The organism is Mucilaginibacter polytrichastri, from assembly GCF_001911425.1.
Lineage (GTDB): Bacteria > Bacteroidota > Bacteroidia > Sphingobacteriales > Sphingobacteriaceae > Mucilaginibacter > Mucilaginibacter polytrichastri.
The window spans coordinates 5,410,888-5,428,662 of sequence record NZ_MPPL01000001.1 but is presented as its reverse complement, the minus strand read 5'-3'; the positions used below and the strand labels follow the sequence as shown (position 1 = coordinate 5,428,662).

The 17,775-nt window shown below is 45.0% G+C and carries 13 protein-coding genes; 2 read left to right on the top strand and 11 right to left on the bottom strand.

What is annotated here, in order from left to right:
- Positions 1-7: 7 nt before the first annotated feature.
- The 6 genes from RG47T_RS23530 to RG47T_RS23505 all read right to left on the bottom strand — a co-directional run bounded on the left by RG47T_RS23530 (position 8) and on the right by RG47T_RS23505 (position 7,007).
- Complete coding sequence (locus RG47T_RS23530) at positions 8-1,318, bottom strand: amidohydrolase (RefSeq protein WP_074492348.1); 1,311 nt, start codon at positions 1,316-1,318, stop codon at positions 8-10.
- 109 nt (positions 1,319-1,427) lie between these two features.
- Positions 1,428-1,733 carry an FKBP-type peptidyl-prolyl cis-trans isomerase gene (locus RG47T_RS26240; protein WP_171972592.1) on the bottom strand — a complete coding sequence of 102 codons (306 nt, stop codon included), beginning with the start codon at positions 1,731-1,733 and terminating at the stop codon, positions 1,428-1,430.
- Between the two features lie 396 nt (positions 1,734-2,129).
- Entirely contained in the window at positions 2,130-3,875 is a 1,746-nt protein-coding gene (gene aspS / locus RG47T_RS23520) for an aspartate--tRNA ligase (RefSeq protein WP_074492343.1), read from the bottom strand.
- 256 nt (positions 3,876-4,131) lie between these two features.
- The gene (locus tag RG47T_RS23515) at positions 4,132-4,917 is read right to left on the bottom strand and encodes a CPBP family glutamic-type intramembrane protease (protein ID WP_074492342.1); all 786 of its coding nucleotides are present in this window, start codon (positions 4,915-4,917) and stop codon (positions 4,132-4,134) included.
- Between the two features lie 115 nt (positions 4,918-5,032).
- Positions 5,033-5,893, bottom strand: coding sequence for a 3-keto-disaccharide hydrolase (locus tag RG47T_RS23510; RefSeq protein ID WP_074492340.1), 861 nt, complete (start codon positions 5,891-5,893; stop codon positions 5,033-5,035).
- A 100-nt stretch (positions 5,894-5,993) separates the two neighbouring features.
- A complete protein-coding gene (locus RG47T_RS23505) occupies positions 5,994-7,007 on the bottom strand; it encodes a dipeptide epimerase (RefSeq protein ID WP_074493715.1) in 1,014 nt (337 codons plus the stop codon).
- Between the two features lie 36 nt (positions 7,008-7,043).
- On the opposite strand from RG47T_RS23505, the gene RG47T_RS23500 reads away from it, so the two are divergent.
- Positions 7,044-8,051 (top strand): hypothetical protein, encoded by a 1,008-nt coding sequence (locus RG47T_RS23500; protein ID WP_245770797.1) that lies wholly within the window; start codon positions 7,044-7,046, stop codon positions 8,049-8,051.
- Between the two features lie 279 nt (positions 8,052-8,330).
- Positions 8,331-9,446: a hypothetical protein gene (locus tag RG47T_RS23495; protein WP_074492335.1), complete on the top strand. Its 1,116-nt coding sequence runs from the start codon at positions 8,331-8,333 to the stop codon at positions 9,444-9,446.
- A 70-nt stretch (positions 9,447-9,516) separates the two neighbouring features.
- Here RG47T_RS23495 and RG47T_RS23490 read toward each other — a convergent pair whose 3' ends face one another.
- The 5 genes from RG47T_RS23490 to pafA all read right to left on the bottom strand — a co-directional run bounded on the left by RG47T_RS23490 (position 9,517) and on the right by pafA (position 17,685).
- Positions 9,517-10,131, bottom strand: a complete 615-nt coding sequence (locus RG47T_RS23490; protein WP_074492333.1) for a rhomboid family intramembrane serine protease — start codon at positions 10,129-10,131, stop codon at positions 9,517-9,519.
- Between the two features lie 2 nt (positions 10,132-10,133).
- On the bottom strand, positions 10,134-11,876 hold the full coding sequence (locus RG47T_RS23485) for a M14 family zinc carboxypeptidase (protein ID WP_074492330.1): 1,743 nt from the start codon (positions 11,874-11,876) through the stop codon (positions 10,134-10,136).
- Between the two features lie 22 nt (positions 11,877-11,898).
- A complete protein-coding gene (locus tag RG47T_RS23480) occupies positions 11,899-15,057 on the bottom strand; it encodes an ATP-dependent helicase (protein ID WP_074492329.1) in 3,159 nt (1,052 codons plus the stop codon).
- Positions 15,058-15,145: 88 nt separating this feature from the next.
- Positions 15,146-15,772: a thiamine phosphate synthase gene (locus tag RG47T_RS23475; RefSeq protein ID WP_074492327.1), complete on the bottom strand. Its 627-nt coding sequence runs from the start codon at positions 15,770-15,772 to the stop codon at positions 15,146-15,148.
- 233 nt (positions 15,773-16,005) lie between these two features.
- Positions 16,006-17,685 carry an alkaline phosphatase PafA gene (pafA, locus tag RG47T_RS23470; RefSeq protein WP_083627504.1) on the bottom strand — a complete coding sequence of 560 codons (1,680 nt, stop codon included), beginning with the start codon at positions 17,683-17,685 and terminating at the stop codon, positions 16,006-16,008.
- Positions 17,686-17,775: the final 90 nt, after the last annotated feature.

Here is a 17,775-nt window from a genome sequence, read left to right as displayed (position 1 = left end):
TATAGTCTTATTTTGTTTTGCTCGTCATATATTCCAGCGTTAAATTACACATGGCTTTTACACCAAGGGTAAACCCGCTTTCGTCTATATAAAAATCGGGCGTATGGTGCGATGGCGCCTTCAGCGGATCGCCGCCTTTAGGCATGCCTCCTAAAAAGAAAAACAATCCCGGTACCTTTTGCTCAAAAAAACTAAAGTCTTCGGCGCCGGTTGCGGCAGGGCGTAACAGCACGTTCTCGGTACCGGCAGTCGCCTGCAGCGTAGGTAGCATTTTGGCGGTCAGGGCCGGGTCGTTATAAGTTACCGGGTAATGGTTGCTGTAAGGGATCTTAACTTCAGCCGTGGCACCGTTGGCCTCTGCTGTTTTGGTGGCTATTTGTTTAACGCGCTCAATCAGCATTTTTTCATCGGCTGTGCTCAAGGCACGCAGAGTGCCCAGCATCTCCACTTTTTCGGGGATAATATTAGAGCGATTACCGCCATTAATAGCCCCTATGGTTACTACAGCGCCATTTTGGGTTACATCCAGGTTGCGGCTCACAATGGTTTGCAGGTTATTGATAATCTGTGCCGAAACCACAATCGGGTCGATACTGCTCCAAGGGTAAGCACCATGTGCAGAACGACCCTTTACGATGATTTGCATATCATTAACGGCCGCCATGGTGCCACCTGGGCGGTAGCCTATTTTGCCAACCTCTGTCTGCGAGTTAATATGCAGCCCGAAGATCACATCAACTTTAGGGTTTTCGAGCACGCCTTCTTTAACCATTAGTTCGGCACCGCCATCTTCGCCTACCGGCGGGCCTTCTTCTGCCGGTTGGAAAATAAACTTCACAGTACCATGCAGGTCGGCTTTCATAGAAGCCAGGATCTCGGCAACCCCCATCAGTATGGCCACATGCGAATCGTGGCCACAGGCTGCCATTACGCCAACCTCGTTGCCATTGTACATGGTTTTTACTTTAGATGCAAAGGGAATGTTAACACGCTCGGTAACCGGCAGGCCATCCATATCGGCACGCAGGGCTACTACAGGGCCGGGCTTGCCGCCTTTGAGTATCCCAACCACACCGGTGTGGGCTACGCCTGTTTTTACTTCAATACCTAATGATTGTAAGTGTTTGGCAACAATATCGGCCGTGCGCACCTCGTGGTTACCTAATTCGGGGTGCTCGTGAAAATCACGACGCCAGGCAATTACTTTTTTCTCCATTGCATCGGCTTTTTTGCTCACCGCCGCCCTCATAGCGGGGGTTTGTGCAAAAGCGCCGATAGAAAATAAAGAAAAGATTAAGGGGTAAAGTTTTTTTATCATGCAGTCAGTAAGTTAGTGAGACTGAAAGATAATGAAAAAAACTCTTTTTATTTGTCAATTAGCCAATCATAGCTATATAAAAGCATTGGCTAATTGACAAATAAACAAATTAATTAAGCCCGATCAGATCAATGGTAAACATAAGGCATGAATTTGCCGGGATCTTGGTTTGTGCCGTAGTACCGTAAGCTAAGGCAGATGGAATGAAAAGCTGGATACGGCCACCCAGATTAATGTGCGGAATGCCTTGTTTCCAACCCTCAATGATGTTACTGGTTGAAGAGATGCCGGTTTGAAAGCTTTTACCACTGTCGAAGATAGTTCCATCGAGCAGGTAACCAGTATAGTTTACAGTTACTGTGGATGAGGCTGTTGGGTATGCACCTGTACCTGCTGTAACAACCGTGTAGTACAATCCGGTTGAAAGTTTAGTGGCCGTAATGTTATTAGCTGTTAAATACGCTTGTATAGTAGCATCGTCTGTTTTAGCTTGTGCTGCAGCAGTGGCAGCGGTAGCAGCGTCTGTAGCGTCAGACGAACTTTTCTTGCAAGACGAAATGCCGATTACGGCTAATAAGATTAAAGTAGGTATTTTTTCATGTGTTGTTTTTTTATGTGTATGGGGTTCAAAATGCTACACTCCTGTAACTACGTTTAACATGTAATTATTGTAACAATGAGTCGTAAAATTGCGGCTTTTTACAGTCTCAATTCTGTTTTTAACTCTTTTTAACAAAAAAAGAGGCCTAAACCTCTTCTTTCATTATTTTATTTAATCATGTGCACATCTCGCTGTAGTAGCTATGCACATTTATACAGTCGTCTTTATTTTCAGCTCGTTCATTTGCGCATCGGCAATGGTTGATGGCGAATCGATCATTACATCGCGGCCCGAATTGTTTTTAGGGAAGGCAATCACATCGCGAATAGAATCTAACCCAGCGAAGATAGAAGCTAACCTGTCGAAGCCGAATGCGATACCACCGTGCGGAGGCGCGCCATATTCAAAGGCATCCATCAGGAAGCCAAATTGTTTCTGTGCCTCTTCTTTACTAAAGCCCAAATGCTTAAACATCAGCCCTTGCAGATCTTTATTGTGGATACGGATAGAACCACCACCAATTTCGGTACCGTTTATGACCAAATCGTAAGCATTGGCACGTACATCGCCGGGGTTGGTATCCAGCAGTGAAATATCCTCTGGCTTAGGCGAGGTGAACGGATGGTGCATGGCGTGGTAACGGCCACTTTCTTCATCAAACTCCAACAGCGGGAAATCAACCACCCAAAGCGGTGCATAGGTGTTTTTATCGCGTAAGCCTAAACGGGTACCCATTTCCAGACGTAACTCGTTCATTTGCTTGCGTACTTTATCGGTATTGCCGGCAAGTATCAATATTAAATCGCCTTGCTCTGCACCAAAGGCAGCTGCCCAGTTGGTCAGGTCGTCTTCATTATAAAATTTATCTACTGATGATTTTAGCGTGCCGTCAGTATTGTAACGCATGTAAATTAAACCGGTGGCGCCAATTTGCGGGCGTTTTAAAAATTCGGTAAGCTCGTCCAGTTGCTTGCGTGTATAGCTGGCAGCACCTTTAGCGTTGATACCAACCACCAGTTCGGCGTTATCAAATACGCTGAAGTCTTTGCCTTTTACCAGGTCGTTCATCTCCACAAACTCCATCCCAAAACGGCGGTCTGGTTTGTCTGATCCGTATAAACGCATCGCATCTGCGTAGAACATGCGCGGAAACTCGTTTAGCTCGATACCCTTCACCTTGTTAAACAAGTGGCGGGTAAGGCCTTCAAATATATTCAGAATGTCTTCCTGGGTTACGAAGGACAGTTCACAGTCAATCTGGGTAAATTCAGGCTGGCGGTCGGCACGTAAATCCTCATCACGGAAACATTTAACAATCTGGAAATAACGGTCGAAACCGCTCACCATCAGCAATTGTTTAAACGTTTGCGGCGATTGCGGCAGGGCGTAAAATTCGCCCGGGTTCATGCGGCTTGGCACCACAAAATCGCGCGCACCTTCCGGGGTTGATTTTATTAATACCGGGGTTTCTACCTCGATAAAGTCCAGATCGCTTAAATAACGGCGAACCTCCTGCGCCATTTTGTGGCGTAAAATAAGGTTGTTACGGATAGGCGCACGGCGTAAATCCAGGTAGCGGTATTTAGCACGTAACTCTTCGCCACCATCGGTTTCGTCCTCAATTAAAAACGGAGGAATTTTAGATTCGTTTAATATCTCGATGCTTTCTACCGTGATCTCAATTTCACCTGTAGAAATCTTCAAATTCTTGTTAGAACGCTCCAGCACCTTACCGGTAACGGTGATCACATACTCGCGACCAAGCCCGCGGCCCTGATCTCGTAGCTGAGCATCTGTATCGGTATTAAAAACCAATTGCGTTAAACCATAACGATCTCGGATATCCACAAATGTGGTACCGCCCAAATCGCGCGATTTCTGTACCCAACCCGATAGGGTTACGGTTTCACCTAAATTACTGATGTTTAATTCGCCGCAAGTGTGTGTTCTGAGCATAGCCTCTTAAATTGTCAAAGTCTGCAAATGTATAAAATTGTAAAGAAGTGTATTAGTATATGCTATGTATTATACAAATTTTGTCAACCCGAGCGATAGCGATAGATTTTCCCCGTTATTTTTTGCGCCGTCATCCAGAGGTACTAGAAAGATAATATGTTGGCCATCTGCTCCCTGTCTTTAACCAGAATTTTTTAAATTTATAAATTAACAGAATTGCTTTTCAGCCTTGATTTCTGGCTCTCGTCCCTTAATTTTAATGATGATGCCCGATTAAGAAAACCAGAAACGGAACACTGTTGGTTAACCCGTGCAACAACATAGAATAAGCGACCCCATTACGCAACCTAACATAGCTTAAGCACCAGCCCATTAATATTTGCGGCATTACATACAAGGGATATAAAAACCAAACCTGGTAATGCAGCGGCTGATAATTGGTGATATGCATAAACCCAAATAACAGAATAGAAAATATAATAAAACCCCGTTTTGTGTTTAACGAGAGCCTTTCTGCAGCATAACGATCTGGGTTACCGAGATAAGTTTGCACTATGCCATACACCGATGAAGCAATTAATAGAGGCACTACAAAGTTGCCAGACATAAAATATTCGGGTTTTAATTTAAACCCCGATGCAAATAATGCGGCTAAAGATAGGCCAAGTGAAATATGCCGGGGTTTGAATGAGAGCGGTAAACGGCAAATTGTTTCTTCGAGCACTGGCGCACCAATACAAACTATTAAAAATACCGTAAGTGCCGAACCATGCATCGACTGCATTAGCCTGGCAATATCATTATGCATTAAAGGCGGCACATGGAATAAGGCGGGCACATAACTATCAATAGCTTTGAGCAATAGGGACGAAATAAAAAGCCCCATAAACATAACAGCATATGATTTTATGACGATCCTTAACCGCGCGCCAAAGCTTAGTGCCGGCCAATATTCAAACCGGCATTTAGAGAGGTAGCTTAAAAGATCTGATGTGACAGATTGCTTTACACGGTTGCTTTGTTCGATAGAAACTTCATTCATAGATGTATGATATTGGTTAAGGTATGGAGGCACTAAAGCTAATGCCCGGTATATTTCGAGTATTCCAAAGTGTTCTGCTTCTCAAAAACGGACTACACTGTGAATATAACGGTACTTATTTAAAATAAGCCGCATACTGCGACGGCATTGCAGTGATCTGCTGAATTTTAATATCCTTATAATCCACCTCTGCCGATTCGCATTGTAGTTGAATTTTACCGTGGGTAAGCGGCTTTACTACATCACCGTCTTTATAGCGCGAGTTTGATAGTGCCATGGCTACATGCCCGTTTACAATTTGCAGGGCTTTGTCGCCAAATACAATCAGCTCTAATTGTGTCCATGCACCTTCGCCTTTAGTTTCATAGTCGGCTATGGCCTGGCAGTAGCCGCCGTAGTCATGCTTTTCTCCTTTGGGGTCAAATATGTAAGTGGTGGTATCTCTTCTTTTGGTCGACCGGATATCCATATGTGCCGATGCAATAGGCCAGTAATCGCCCATGGTACCTTCACCTACCTGAAACTCTTGCCCCAGCATCCACGAATGCCAATAATCTACCCCCGAAGGGCCTTGTGAGTTATACAACACACCCGAATCCTTGTATTCATGCAGGCGCGGGATAAATTTATTTTTTCCCCATCTAACCTTAAGCATTAAACGGTAGTTACTAAAATCTTGTTTGGTAAATACGCAGCCATAAATTTCCCCGCTAATGTGGAGCATCGGCTGGCCGTTTTCCATTTTTACAGAAAATACATGGGCAGTATCTTTGTTATAACCAATTGCTTTAATATCCTTACCGTTGGCATCTTTCGGAATTTTGCCACCATCGCCATCGGTATGTTTAAAGCTGAGGTATTTGTTCCATTGCGAAAGGTCTTTATCTAACAGGTTCACCCATTTGCCCGCAGGCTGAAACGAGGTGCACAACAGCAGGCAAAGGCCAGCACAAAAACAGGTTGTTAAAGTTCTCATAAATTGGTTTAAGATTATTACAAACTTAGTTATTACAAAGCCGCAATTATGCTGATATTTTAACAAATGATTGTTCAATAGTCACTTCGGCGGTAATTGTCTAAGCTAATTTAAGGCCCAGGCCGGCATCATTATTAAGCACCCATTTACCTTTTGTAAACTCAGGTTTGGCAAAGGGGTTGTTACTTGTTAAAAATGGCCCATCCAGATCGGCCCAGTCACATTGCGGTGCCAGGGCGGCGGCGGCCAGGGTGGCACAGCTGGTTTCGCTCATGCAGCCAATCATAACTTTCAGATCCAATTCTCGCGCTTTGGCAATCATGCGCTGGGCTTCGTATATACCTGCCGATTTCATTAGCTTAATGTTTATACCGTGGTAAACTCCCTTCGCTTTGGCCACATCATCCAGGCGCTGCACAGCCTCATCGGCAATAATGGGGATGGGGCTGCGCTCGGTAAGCCATGCATTGCTATCGGGGTCGGTTTTAAGCATGGGTTGTTCTATCAGTAATACGCCTTGCTCATGCAGCCAGTAGGTCATGTCCAGGCTTTGCTGCAGGTCTGTCCAGCCTTGGTTGGCATCTACAAAAAGCGGTTTGTCAGTTATCGAGCGAATGGTGTTAATCAATTCTTTATCGCTATCGCGGCCCAATTTCACTTTGATGATCCGGCATTCATCTGCCCCCTTAATTTTCTCGCGAATAACCTCGGGTGTATCAATACCAATGGTGAAACTGGTAACCGGCATTAGCGCAGGGTTGCTGCCGAATAGCTCCCAGCAAGGCTTGCCTTGCAGCTTGCCATCCAGATCATGCAGGGCTATATCTATGGCGGCTTTTATGGCGGGCTGGCCGGGCGCAATGCTATCCAGGTAGGCTAATATGCTGTCGAAATTAAACGGGTATGCAAAATTATTAACATTTACGCGGCTTAAAAAGTCGATAGCAGTTTGGTTGTTCTCACCCATATAGGGTACCATCGAAGCTTCGCCATAGCCTGTAAAACCCTCGTGTTCAATTTTTAACAGTACAATTGGTGTTGAGGTGCGCGAAAATTTAGCAATGGTGAAACGATGTTTCAGCTCAAGCTCATATGGGCGATAAGTCAGTTTCATGTTAAAAAGTAAAGCTAAAAAATTAAGGTAAAAATCATGATTATCTTTGCACCCATGGCCGAGCAAATTTATTACCCGTTTCAAAGCTTTAAAGCAAGTAAAAAGCTATGCTTTTTAACCGGTAAACCATTAAATAGTTCTGAAGAGCAGATCCACGTTTTTCCGCAATGGCTTATGAGCCGTTACAAACTCGAAGACCAGCCTTTTAAACTGCTTGATGAAAGTATCCAGACCTATAAAGACCTTAAGCTGCCTTGCAGTGCAGAAGCCAACGAGCTTTATGTAGAACCCTTGGAACGCGACATAGAAGCGGCTTTTACCATTGGCTACGAAGCCGTAAAAGAACTGGACGAGCTGCGCCTTTTTCAATGGGCTGCCAAGTGGCTGCACGGTATTATTTTTAATGAGCTACAGGCTGCCATGCGGCAGCAAAATGCCGAGGGCGAAGAATTTAGCGTGTCGCAATCTATTTTGCAGCGCTTTACTAACCTGCATGTAATGCTGCAAACGCTCTCGCTGCCCATTAAGTTTGATGAGTTTAAGCCTTACAGCCTTTTTTTATTTAAGGTAAATAATCTCGAGAATGAGTTTGGCTACCGCGATGAGGTAAGTACGGTTACCTTCGCATTAAGAATAAATGATTTCGGGCTGATTATTAATTTGCAGGATAACGGCACCATTGGCCGATACCTGCAAGAAACTTACGATAAGATCAAAGATCGAACGCTGCATCCCATTCAGTTCGAAGAGTTTTCGGCAAGGGCATTTTACGCAGCATACCTGTTTAACCGTTTGCCCAATTATGATATTATGCCAGTTGGCGACGACATTTTTATCGAAGCTAACCAGTTGCGCGGCAACAGCACTAAACCCCTGTTTGATGAGTGGCAGGTAAGAACCTACGGCCAGGTGCTGGAAAGTTTCTGGAAGAAATGGGGCTACCTGTTACTGGAGATCATTAAAGATCCTGATAACCCGGTTAGCCACCTGTTTGATGCCGATGGTAACTTTATACCTGCGGATAGTATAGATCTGGGCCTATAACGGTCGCGGATGTCATCTACCTTTATGGTGGTGATGTGCAGCACGGTGCCTGTTAAAATGAACGGCATGGTTGCGAATCATCTGCGCGGCTGCTGTATTGTAGCAAAAAACCACTAAAAGTGTCATTGCTGGGATTCTTAAAAACTTCATATCAATATGATGTGCTAAATAACATCATCGTAAATACGCTGGCAACGCGAAAATATTACGCTAAATGCGGATTATCAGATAATAAATTTTGTACAGTTAAGTTTACAGGGTATATAATTAATACCCCAAATGAAAATAACTAATTACTGTTTACCGGCAGCCTTAATTTTGTGCTTATCGTTGGCATTAACCTCGTGTAAAAAAGATAAAGCCAGCGATTTAACAAACACAGTAACCACAGCAACGCCAACAAAACTGGGCTTGTACGAATCTGATTCATCTATCTACAAATTGCTCTTTATTTCTGTTCCCAAAATTGGCACCCAAACCATTAATCAATACTTGATATTTGACACCGGGTCTGGCGGGATGGTGATTGATGCGCACGAGATTTTGCCGGCATCTATGATTACCAGCAGTGGATTTAATTTTACAGGCGACTCGACCGTGGTAGATGGCATTACCATAACTAACCAAACTTCAACCATTTCGTATGGCGCAGATGATGCAACAACAGAAAAGGTATATGGCAATCTGGCCTATGCTTCAGTAACAGTTGGCGACCATAACGGTACCATTACCGTGAAAAGGCTGCCCTTCTTTTTATATTACAAGGGTACAGATAATGCGGGCAAAACAGAGGATACCGGTGCGTTTGATATCTTCGGGGTAGATTCTGAGTATGATGTTACCTTTAACAACGGCGCTTACATTACCAGTCCGTTTAGTTATTTTGATCCCGGTACGGGCCTTACCAAAGGTTTTAAAATGGCGGCGCTTGGCACCAGCAATTTTTCTTTATCGGGTACCTATGTGCCCGATGTGCTTACACTGGGTTTAACCTCGGCCGATTTAGGTTCGTCATCGGGCTTTACGATACATACGCTTACAACAGATGCTCAATATGGTGCTTCGGTGGTTATCCCTTCCAGCTTTACTTATGGCAGCAAAACGGTTGCTAAAGCTTATACCGTTTTTGATACCGGTACAGAACCTTACACTTACCTGGAAGACCCTACCGCGACAAGCAAGGTTGCTTTGCTGCCAACCGGCACATCGGTAGCCATTACCACAGGCGTTGGGTTTAACTACAATTACAGCGTAAGCGCTGCCGATAATTTAACCTATGTAGAAAATTCAACCTCGTCTGGCAGTGACATTTCGATTATCAGCCTGGCGTATTTCCTGAATAACGAGTACCTGCTGGATTATACCGACCATAAGCTGGGGCTGAAGAATAATTAAACCTCACCCCACCCTCTCCAAAGAAGAGTGAGGTAAGTATTGGTCTTAATTCTCTTTTCTTGGTTCTGTTCTAAAGTCCAAATTGGTTTAAAAAAGCCGGGATAATATGCGGGTTTAATATAATGGTAATGGCCAGGCCGCTAATAGCGCCAAAAAAGTGGGCATCGTGGTTAATGTTATCGCGCGATTTTTTGGATGCCCAGGCACAGTATACCAGGTAAAGTACACCGAACAAAATAGCAGGGATTGGTACCGGGATAAACATGAGGTACATTTTACTAAGCGGGCTAAATAAAATATAACTAAAAATTACAGCACTGATGGCCCCGGAAGCACCTAAACTGCGATACCACATATCGTTTTTGTGTTTCTGCACCGTTGGTAAATCGCTTAACACCAGGCTGGCGGTATATAATACCCCAAATTGCCAATGCCCTAAATAATTTGCCTCTAATTGGAAGGCAAAAAAGTAGTACGACAGCATGTTAAAAAACAGGTGGCTCCAATCGCGGTGAATTAAGCCGCTAGTAATTAGGGTATAAATTTGCGACCCGCGCGAAACACTGTAAGGGTGAAGTGTTGCACGGGCATAAAATTCTTCGTTATAAAAGGCAAACAAAGAGGTAATTAGCGTAAGGGCAAATATGGCCGAAGCAACCGGCGCAGCATTAAGATATTCGAGCATTGTTAGTTTAAATCAAGTTTAGTATCGGTAAGCAAACGCCCAACCGGGTAACGAAGATAGGTTTTTTCGAACCAAGGCGAATTACGGTAAACAAAATCCAGTTGCATGGCTGCGCTTGCGCCCAGTTTAGGATTTACCGCTTTTTCGGCGTCTAGCTTTTTTTGCAAATCAGCATTGTGTTTCAGGTAATCGGCAGCAATATCTTCAAATACATAATCAGAAAAATATTCCTTTTGGCCTAATATCGAATCAAAAAAGTTCCAGGTAAAAAAAGAATCTACACCCTGTGGCTCCAATGTTTCTACAATATAACGGTTAATGGCCTGGTTAGTATACACCACGTAATCGCCGGCATAAAATTTCACCTTCATTTGCACCGGGTTCAGCTTTACAGCGCTATGGGTGTAATGGCCCTCGTACGGGCGCTGGCTGGTTTTGTAATCGGCTATGTAATACATTTGCAGGTTCAGCGTAGTATCGTGGCTTAGCTGATGCATAGTCACCTTGTTCAGTTTAAACAGGTCGATGATCTTACCCCAGGCTTGCGGAATCACATAAGCCAACGGCTTATCTGCAGTGGCAGTTACTTTGTAGGTATTGTAATATTTAATGGTTTTGGTGTAAGGCTTGCTGCGGTCGTAATACAATCGTGGCAGTCCGCTGATCTCGCTAGGTTTGTGGCCAAATTCATACCCTTTAAAGGTAATGGTGTCGAAGTGGCTTTCATCCAGATCCCAGTCCAGAGCAAATGTTTTTTGCTGGGCAACCGAAGCATCGGCCTGCTGTTTTAACCGGCCAATCTGTTGGTGATCGCGCTCTACAACACTGATTAGGTGATCCATAAAATCATAAGTAGAATATACGCGCTTATCATACTGTTTCAGCATGTGGGTTTCTGTTATATAACTAATGATATTATGCTGAACAGTGTACCCTGAAGAAAAACGTGGGGTTTCCAGAAAGGCCACAATGCCCGAATCCGGCGTACCCTTTTCGCTCTCTACATAAGGGACCATCTCGTAGCCGCTTTTCTTCATGCGTTTATACAACTCGGGCGATAGTGTTTCTGAGGTGTACTTGGCCAGTATCGGGTTTTGCTTGTCTTTTTGTGTTTCAATCAGCGTCATCACATACTGGTAATCGGCACCATCGCTGGTGTGATTGTCCAGAAATACTTCGGGCTGCCAGGTGTTCAGAATTTGTTCAAAAGCAAGCGCATTGCGGCTATCAGCCTTAATGAAATCGCGGTTAAGATCGAGGTTGCGCGAGTTACCACGAAATCCATAAGCACGCGGACCATTCTGGCTAATTCTCGATAGGCCCCGGTTAAGGCAACCATCAATATTGTAAACAGCAATCATGCAAACTACCACATCTGCAGGCAGCTTGTTGCCCTTTAATAAATCGCGGCTTAGCATCATGCTGGCATCAATACCCTCCGGTTCGCCGGGGTGGATACCATTGTTGATGAGTATAACCCGTTTGTTTTGCTTCTTAATCAGCGCAGGGTCAAACACTTTATCTTTTGACAGGACGATCAGCGTTAATGGCTTGCCTATATCCGTCATGCCATAATTCATCAGCTTCATTTGCGGGTAATTGGCCGCCAGCTGATGGTAATAAGCTATTATCTCGCTATAATTGGCGGTATAGTTTTTATCCTTGCTTTGCTCAAAGGGGGTAAGCTGGGCAACAGCCATTGAGTATGAAAAGAGGCAGCAAAGCAACATTATATATTTTTTCATAGTTGTTATAAAAGTATCTAAATTATTCTTCGCCCGCCTCCAAAATATTGCCCGGTTGTTTAAAGTTGGTGCGTACAAAACGGCACCAATCGCAGTCTGCCTTGCCGCAGCCGGTACTAAACTCGTGGTTCATTATCTTTTGGTAAACGTCTTTAATTTGGTTGCTTACCAACATCAGGTCGTTAGGGTTAATTACAAATTTCTCCTGGTAGTATTCGCCCTCGCTTACCGGCTCAATAAAATCAAATATAGCGCTTACAGCGTACCAATCGTTGGTACGGTCGTTATCTACCAATAGTTTATAGAATACTGCCTGTCGCCAGTAATCGCCGCCGTTCGGGTTATCCGGGTCGGGGCGGGCCAGTTTTTCTTTGGCGTATTTGAGCTTGCCGGTTTTATAATCTACCACGGTAACCTGGTTACCGCTAAACTCAATTTTATCGAGGTTGCCTTTTACAGGCACGCCTTCAATGGTTAAGTTTTTAATGCTGCGCTCGGTAACGGCTACTTTATTCCAGATGGGGATGTGCTGCTCGTAGTATGGTGGTAATATCTTTTCGCCATAACTTAAGCGCAGCTTAAATTCATCCTGCGAAAACAGATCGCTGTTGCGGTACATAAACCAGCGAAACTCCCGCAGAAAATCATCTACAGGCATAAACTGGTCGTTGTTATCCTTTAGCTTTCTGAACACCCGGTTAAGCGCATAATGCACTGCCGAACCGAACGCTGCCGCCGAGCTTAAACCTGATGGAACGCGGATCAAGTTCTGGAAATAGAACTTTAGTGGGCAATCCAGGTAACTGTTTAAATGTGAAACCGACAGGGTATAGTTTTGTAGCAGCACGTTAATGTAACTGCTGTCAATAAGCTCCAGCACCGGTTTATCATCCTCATTAAACTGGGTGGCCATGTAGGTGAAAAGCGCATCGGCACTTACCTGTGGCCGCTGTACGGTTAAATGCGTTTCGGCCAGTATTTCGCCCACAAATTGGGATGCTTCTAGAGGCTTACCTTTTCTATCCTCTGCCGGATACGAGATAAACAAATGCTGCTTAGCCCGGGTAACCGCCACATAAAACAACCTGCGCGACTCTTCCCGCTGTGCAGAATCATCTGCCGAAGCCTGCATCAGCGTATCGGGATAGCTGTAGCCCATGTTACGGCCCTTGGTGTCCCAAACCTTTTTGTTGCAACCTATCAAAAACACATACTCATACTCGAGCCCCTTAGAGCCGTGCGCGGTAAGGAAATTGATACCGCTTTCTGAGTAGATCATCTGGTTAAGATCCAGCCTGATGTTGTTGCGCTTCATCAGATCTATGGTGGAGATGATGTTTTTAAGGCGGGTATCGGCGTCTTTACGGTGCTCGTCTTTAACAAAATTAAATAAGTTGGTGAGCACCTCCATGTGCCAGCCTTTATCGGGCTGTTTCATAATATAGGCCAGGATACCCAGCTTGGTTACTACCTGCTGAAAAAACTGCTGTAAGCTCAGGCTTGCCGAGGCTTTCAGCAATTCTTCGATATCGCTTACCAGTCGCTTCATTTCTGGCTGCTGCAACGAATCGAACAAACCCGGCTGTCGGGGCTCGCTCATTTCGCTGATGTACCGGCGGATGGAGGTTTTTTGCCCGTTCTCTAAAGCGCTGTAATTTGCTTTAGATACCGCTATGCTGGCCCTCGCCACATCAACCGGTTTAATGTTGAAGAAATCATAGTGCATGATCTCGAACAGCAGGTCATCTCCGCTATAAGGCGAATCAAATTCGGCTGCAAGGTAACGCAGTATATTGATAATCTTTTCGCCAAATGGCAGCGTCAGGATGTCGATCTTCCGTTTGGTGTTAACGGCAATCTTTTGCATGTCCAGGTAATGGATCAGTTCCTCGGCCTGGTTATGGTTACGGTATATTACCGCTATCTCACCAGGTTCTACCCCTTGCGATACCAGTTTTTCTATTTGGTTACCCACATCAACCAACTCATGGTCTATATTATCATATTCTCTTATCTCCGGCTCTGCCGCAATGGTGTCAAAGCGGGGGTGCGAAGCAACAAGGTTTTTATTCAGCTTTAGCTGACGGGTTAGGCGTTCCTGGTTATTATCGATCAGTACTTTAGATATATCCAGAATGGCCTGGTTAGAGCGGTAGTTGTTTTTTAATACTACCGTGCTCAATACGCTTTCGTAATCGTTGGCAAAGTCGAGGATGTTTTTCATGTTGGCACCCTGAAAACGGTATACCGACTGGTCGTCATCGCCTACCACAAATACGTTTGGTGTATCCCAATAGTTGAGCAAGTGTTTCAGCAATTCGTTTTGCGAACCACTGGTATCCTGAAACTCATCTACCAGGATGTATTGATAGCGCTCCTGGTAACGGCGCAGCAAATCTTCATTCTCGCGAAAAGCACGCAGCACCCAGATGATCATGTCGTCATAATCATAGCGGTTGCGCAGTTTCATTTTAGCTTCGAAGTTGCGGTATTCGGCTACGGCGGCCAGCAGCTTCTTCATCACCTCGTGGGCGGCATCTATATCTTTTTGTTTGAGATCGCCTTTTTGGATACCACGGGTAGCGTTGGCTTTTTTATAGATAAACGCTTCGCGGTTGGGCAAATCGGCCAGGTATTCATTTACTGCCTTTTCAATCATCTCGGCATCCCAGTTCTCGTTTTTCATGGTCGAGAACAGCCTTTTCAGGCGTGGGGCTTCGTAGTAGATATCGCCGGTGAAGCGTTTCAGCAAATGTTCATTCGGAAACTCGTCTACCAGTTCGCGGAACAGCATGGCCGATTCTAGGTCTGTTAGCGGTTCTAAAGTTAGTTTGCCAAAGTAGTCCAGGTTTTCCTGGATCACCTCGTTACAAAAAGCGTGGAAGGTGTAAATGCCAATACGGTAGGCATCGGGCCCAATAAACTCGAACAGGCGTTTGCGCATGGCAACCGCGCCGGCATCGGTATAGGTAAGGCAAAGTATTTCATCGGGGCGGGCATCGGTATCTAACAATATTTTACCAATGCGGGCGGCCAATATCTGGGTTTTGCCTGTGCCCGGGCCGGCTACCACCATCACCGGGCCGTCTATTTTGTTTACTGCCGCTAATTGTTCGTCATTCAGTCCCGAAATGATGTCCTGAAACTTAGCGTTATATCTATCTGACAGTGTTTGATTCATGAATAGTAAAGTTACAAAAACGTTTACGTTAGCCCGCCCAAACTACCGGCAAAAATATTGAAGTGTTTATTTTTATAACGTAGAAGTGTTAATAAATCGACTGGTAAAAAGCCTTTACCGCACTGCCGGGGTTGGGTGCTAAATTAATGGCAGATGATACCGCAATACCATCAATAACCCCGGTGTTTAATAAAGGTTCAACATCTGTTAGCTTAATACCGCCAACAGCAATAATTGGGATATTCAGCCGCAGTTTTTCTAATTCGCGATAACCGTTAAAGCCAAGCAATGGCAGATCGTGAGTTCGGGTAGTGGTGCCGGCAAACGGCCCGTATCCGCAGTAATCAACAATGCCGGCAGTGTTTAATTGCAAGAGCTGCTCTTGACTGTAGGCTGAAGCACCCAGTGTTTTTTCGTCGGTGATCTGTTCGCGGATAGCCGCAAAATCAGCATTGGGGTTTTCTATATGTACGCCCTGTGCATCAACCCGGTTTAATAGGTGATAATGGTTGGTGAGGATGAGTGTTGCGCCCCAATCATCACAAATGGATGCCACCTGATTAAGTTCTGCTATCAGTTCGTCCTCTGGCTTGGTCAGGCACCTGTACTGTACCCAGTTTGCCCCGTTCTCGCAGGCTATTTGTACCTGCTCAATATGCGAACGATCAGGCAAATCCTGGGTGAGGTAATGGAAACGGGAAATGTATTTTTTCATAAAGAAGTCCGGAAGACCGAAAGTCGGAAAGTCCGGAAGACATTAAAACTAAAAAGTCCGAAAAACCGAAAGTCCGAAAAACCGGAAGACAAAGATAGTGGAAGTAGTTGGAAGAAAGTAAGTCCGAAAGACCGGAAGTCGGAAAAGTCCGGAAGTCATTAAAACTAAAAAAGTCCGAAAACCGAAGCTTAGCTTTCGGACTTCCGGACTTTCCCGTCTTTCGGACAAAATAATTATTTCTTAATCAGCTCGGTGATCGGTTTGCCGATGCAGCCGTCTGGCATTTGAATGTGCAATATCGCCGCCATAGTTGCCGAAATATCGGTCATGTGGGTTTCGCGGTTCAGGCTGCCGTGTTGTACACCCCAGCCCATAAATACCAACGGGATGTGGGTATCATAAGGCGTCCAGGTGCCATGTGTTGTGCCGGTAGCGTTAGGGCTGCCTGCATAATAGCCCGGTTTTAGTATCACTTGTATAGCGCCGCTGTAATCTTTGCTATAACCATTAATTACGCGTGATTTAATCCACTCGGGCAGGCTTTGCTGTTCTACGTTTTGCATATTAACCGCGTATAACACACCGGGTTGCTGGCTTAACCAGTTAACGCTCTCTGCAATAATAGCATCGGGGCTTAGACCTTTACTTTTAATCAGCACGTTGTTAAGGTTAACCATGTAATTGTTGGCATCCAGCACCAAGCCTTTGGCATCAAATTTCTTTTCCAGCAAGGCGTTCAGGTCGCGGGCCATAGCGCCTGGGTTTACATAACCTGCAGGCACGCCATGGTCTTGCAGAAACTTAGGGTTGTGTGCAGCGCCATGGTCGGCGGTTAAAAATGCGGTATAGTTACCCTTGCCCACTTTAGCATCCAGGTAGCTGAAAAATGCAGCCAGGTCTTTATCTAAACGCAGGTAAACATCTTCAGTCTCGATGGCGTTAGGGCCAAACTGGTGACCAACGTAATCTGTTGAAGAAAGGCTCAGTGTAAGAAAATCGGTAACCGTATTCTGACCTAGTTTTTCGCTTTCAATGGCTTTCTCAGCAAAATCAACGCTCAGGCTGATACCAAATGGCGAGCTACGGATTGCGCTGTTGCCGTTGTTCTCTTTTTTGCTGATAACAGACAGATCATGCGGGAACACCGGTGCGTTTTCGCCGCGGTATTTGCCCTCGTAAGGAGAGTTATCGGGGTTACTTTGCACATAAGTATCGATAGGATACAGCGGGTTCCATTTCTGACTTAAATATTGCTGCAATTTACCACTAGCGTTAAATGTTTTAACCCAGGCGGGTAAATCTGTCATGTAGTAAGTACTGCTGATAAAATTACCGCTAACATCATCAAACCAGTAAGCCGCATTGGCGGTGTGGCCAGCAGGCAGGATAGCGCCGCGATCTTTCAACGAAATGCCGATTACTTTAGAGCGGAAATTAGTGCTTAACCGTAACTCGTCTGTAATGGTGGTTACCTGCAAATTGCGCGGCGACATTTGGCCGGCTAAAGAAGTTGTACCCACAGATTGTACGGTCGAATCGCCTGCACAATACATGTGGCGACCTGTTGCCTGCTCAATAAAATCGTTAGAGGCAATGCCGTGTATAGCAGGTACAGAACCGGTGTAAATACAGCTGTGGCCGGGGCCGGTTTCTGTTGGCAGGTAATCTATCTGTGTATTTTCGCAGGTAAAACCTTCATTTAGCATGCGTTTTAGGCCGCCTGTTTGGTAACGGTCGTAATAGCGGTACAGGTAATCCCAGCGCATTTGGTCAATCACGATACCAACCACCAGTTTAGGGTGTGCAAGCGATGTTGAAGCTGCGGCAGGCGCCGTCGTTTTTTTATGGGTTTGAGCTGATGCGGCTGCACCTGCGAACATTAAAATACCAAATACAAAATGTTTGATCTTCATTTAAAGGGGCGTTAATATGCCGCAAATATCAGTAATGTAAATAAAAACCCGTGTGATATTTTTGTTATGAATGGATAAAGACAGTGATAA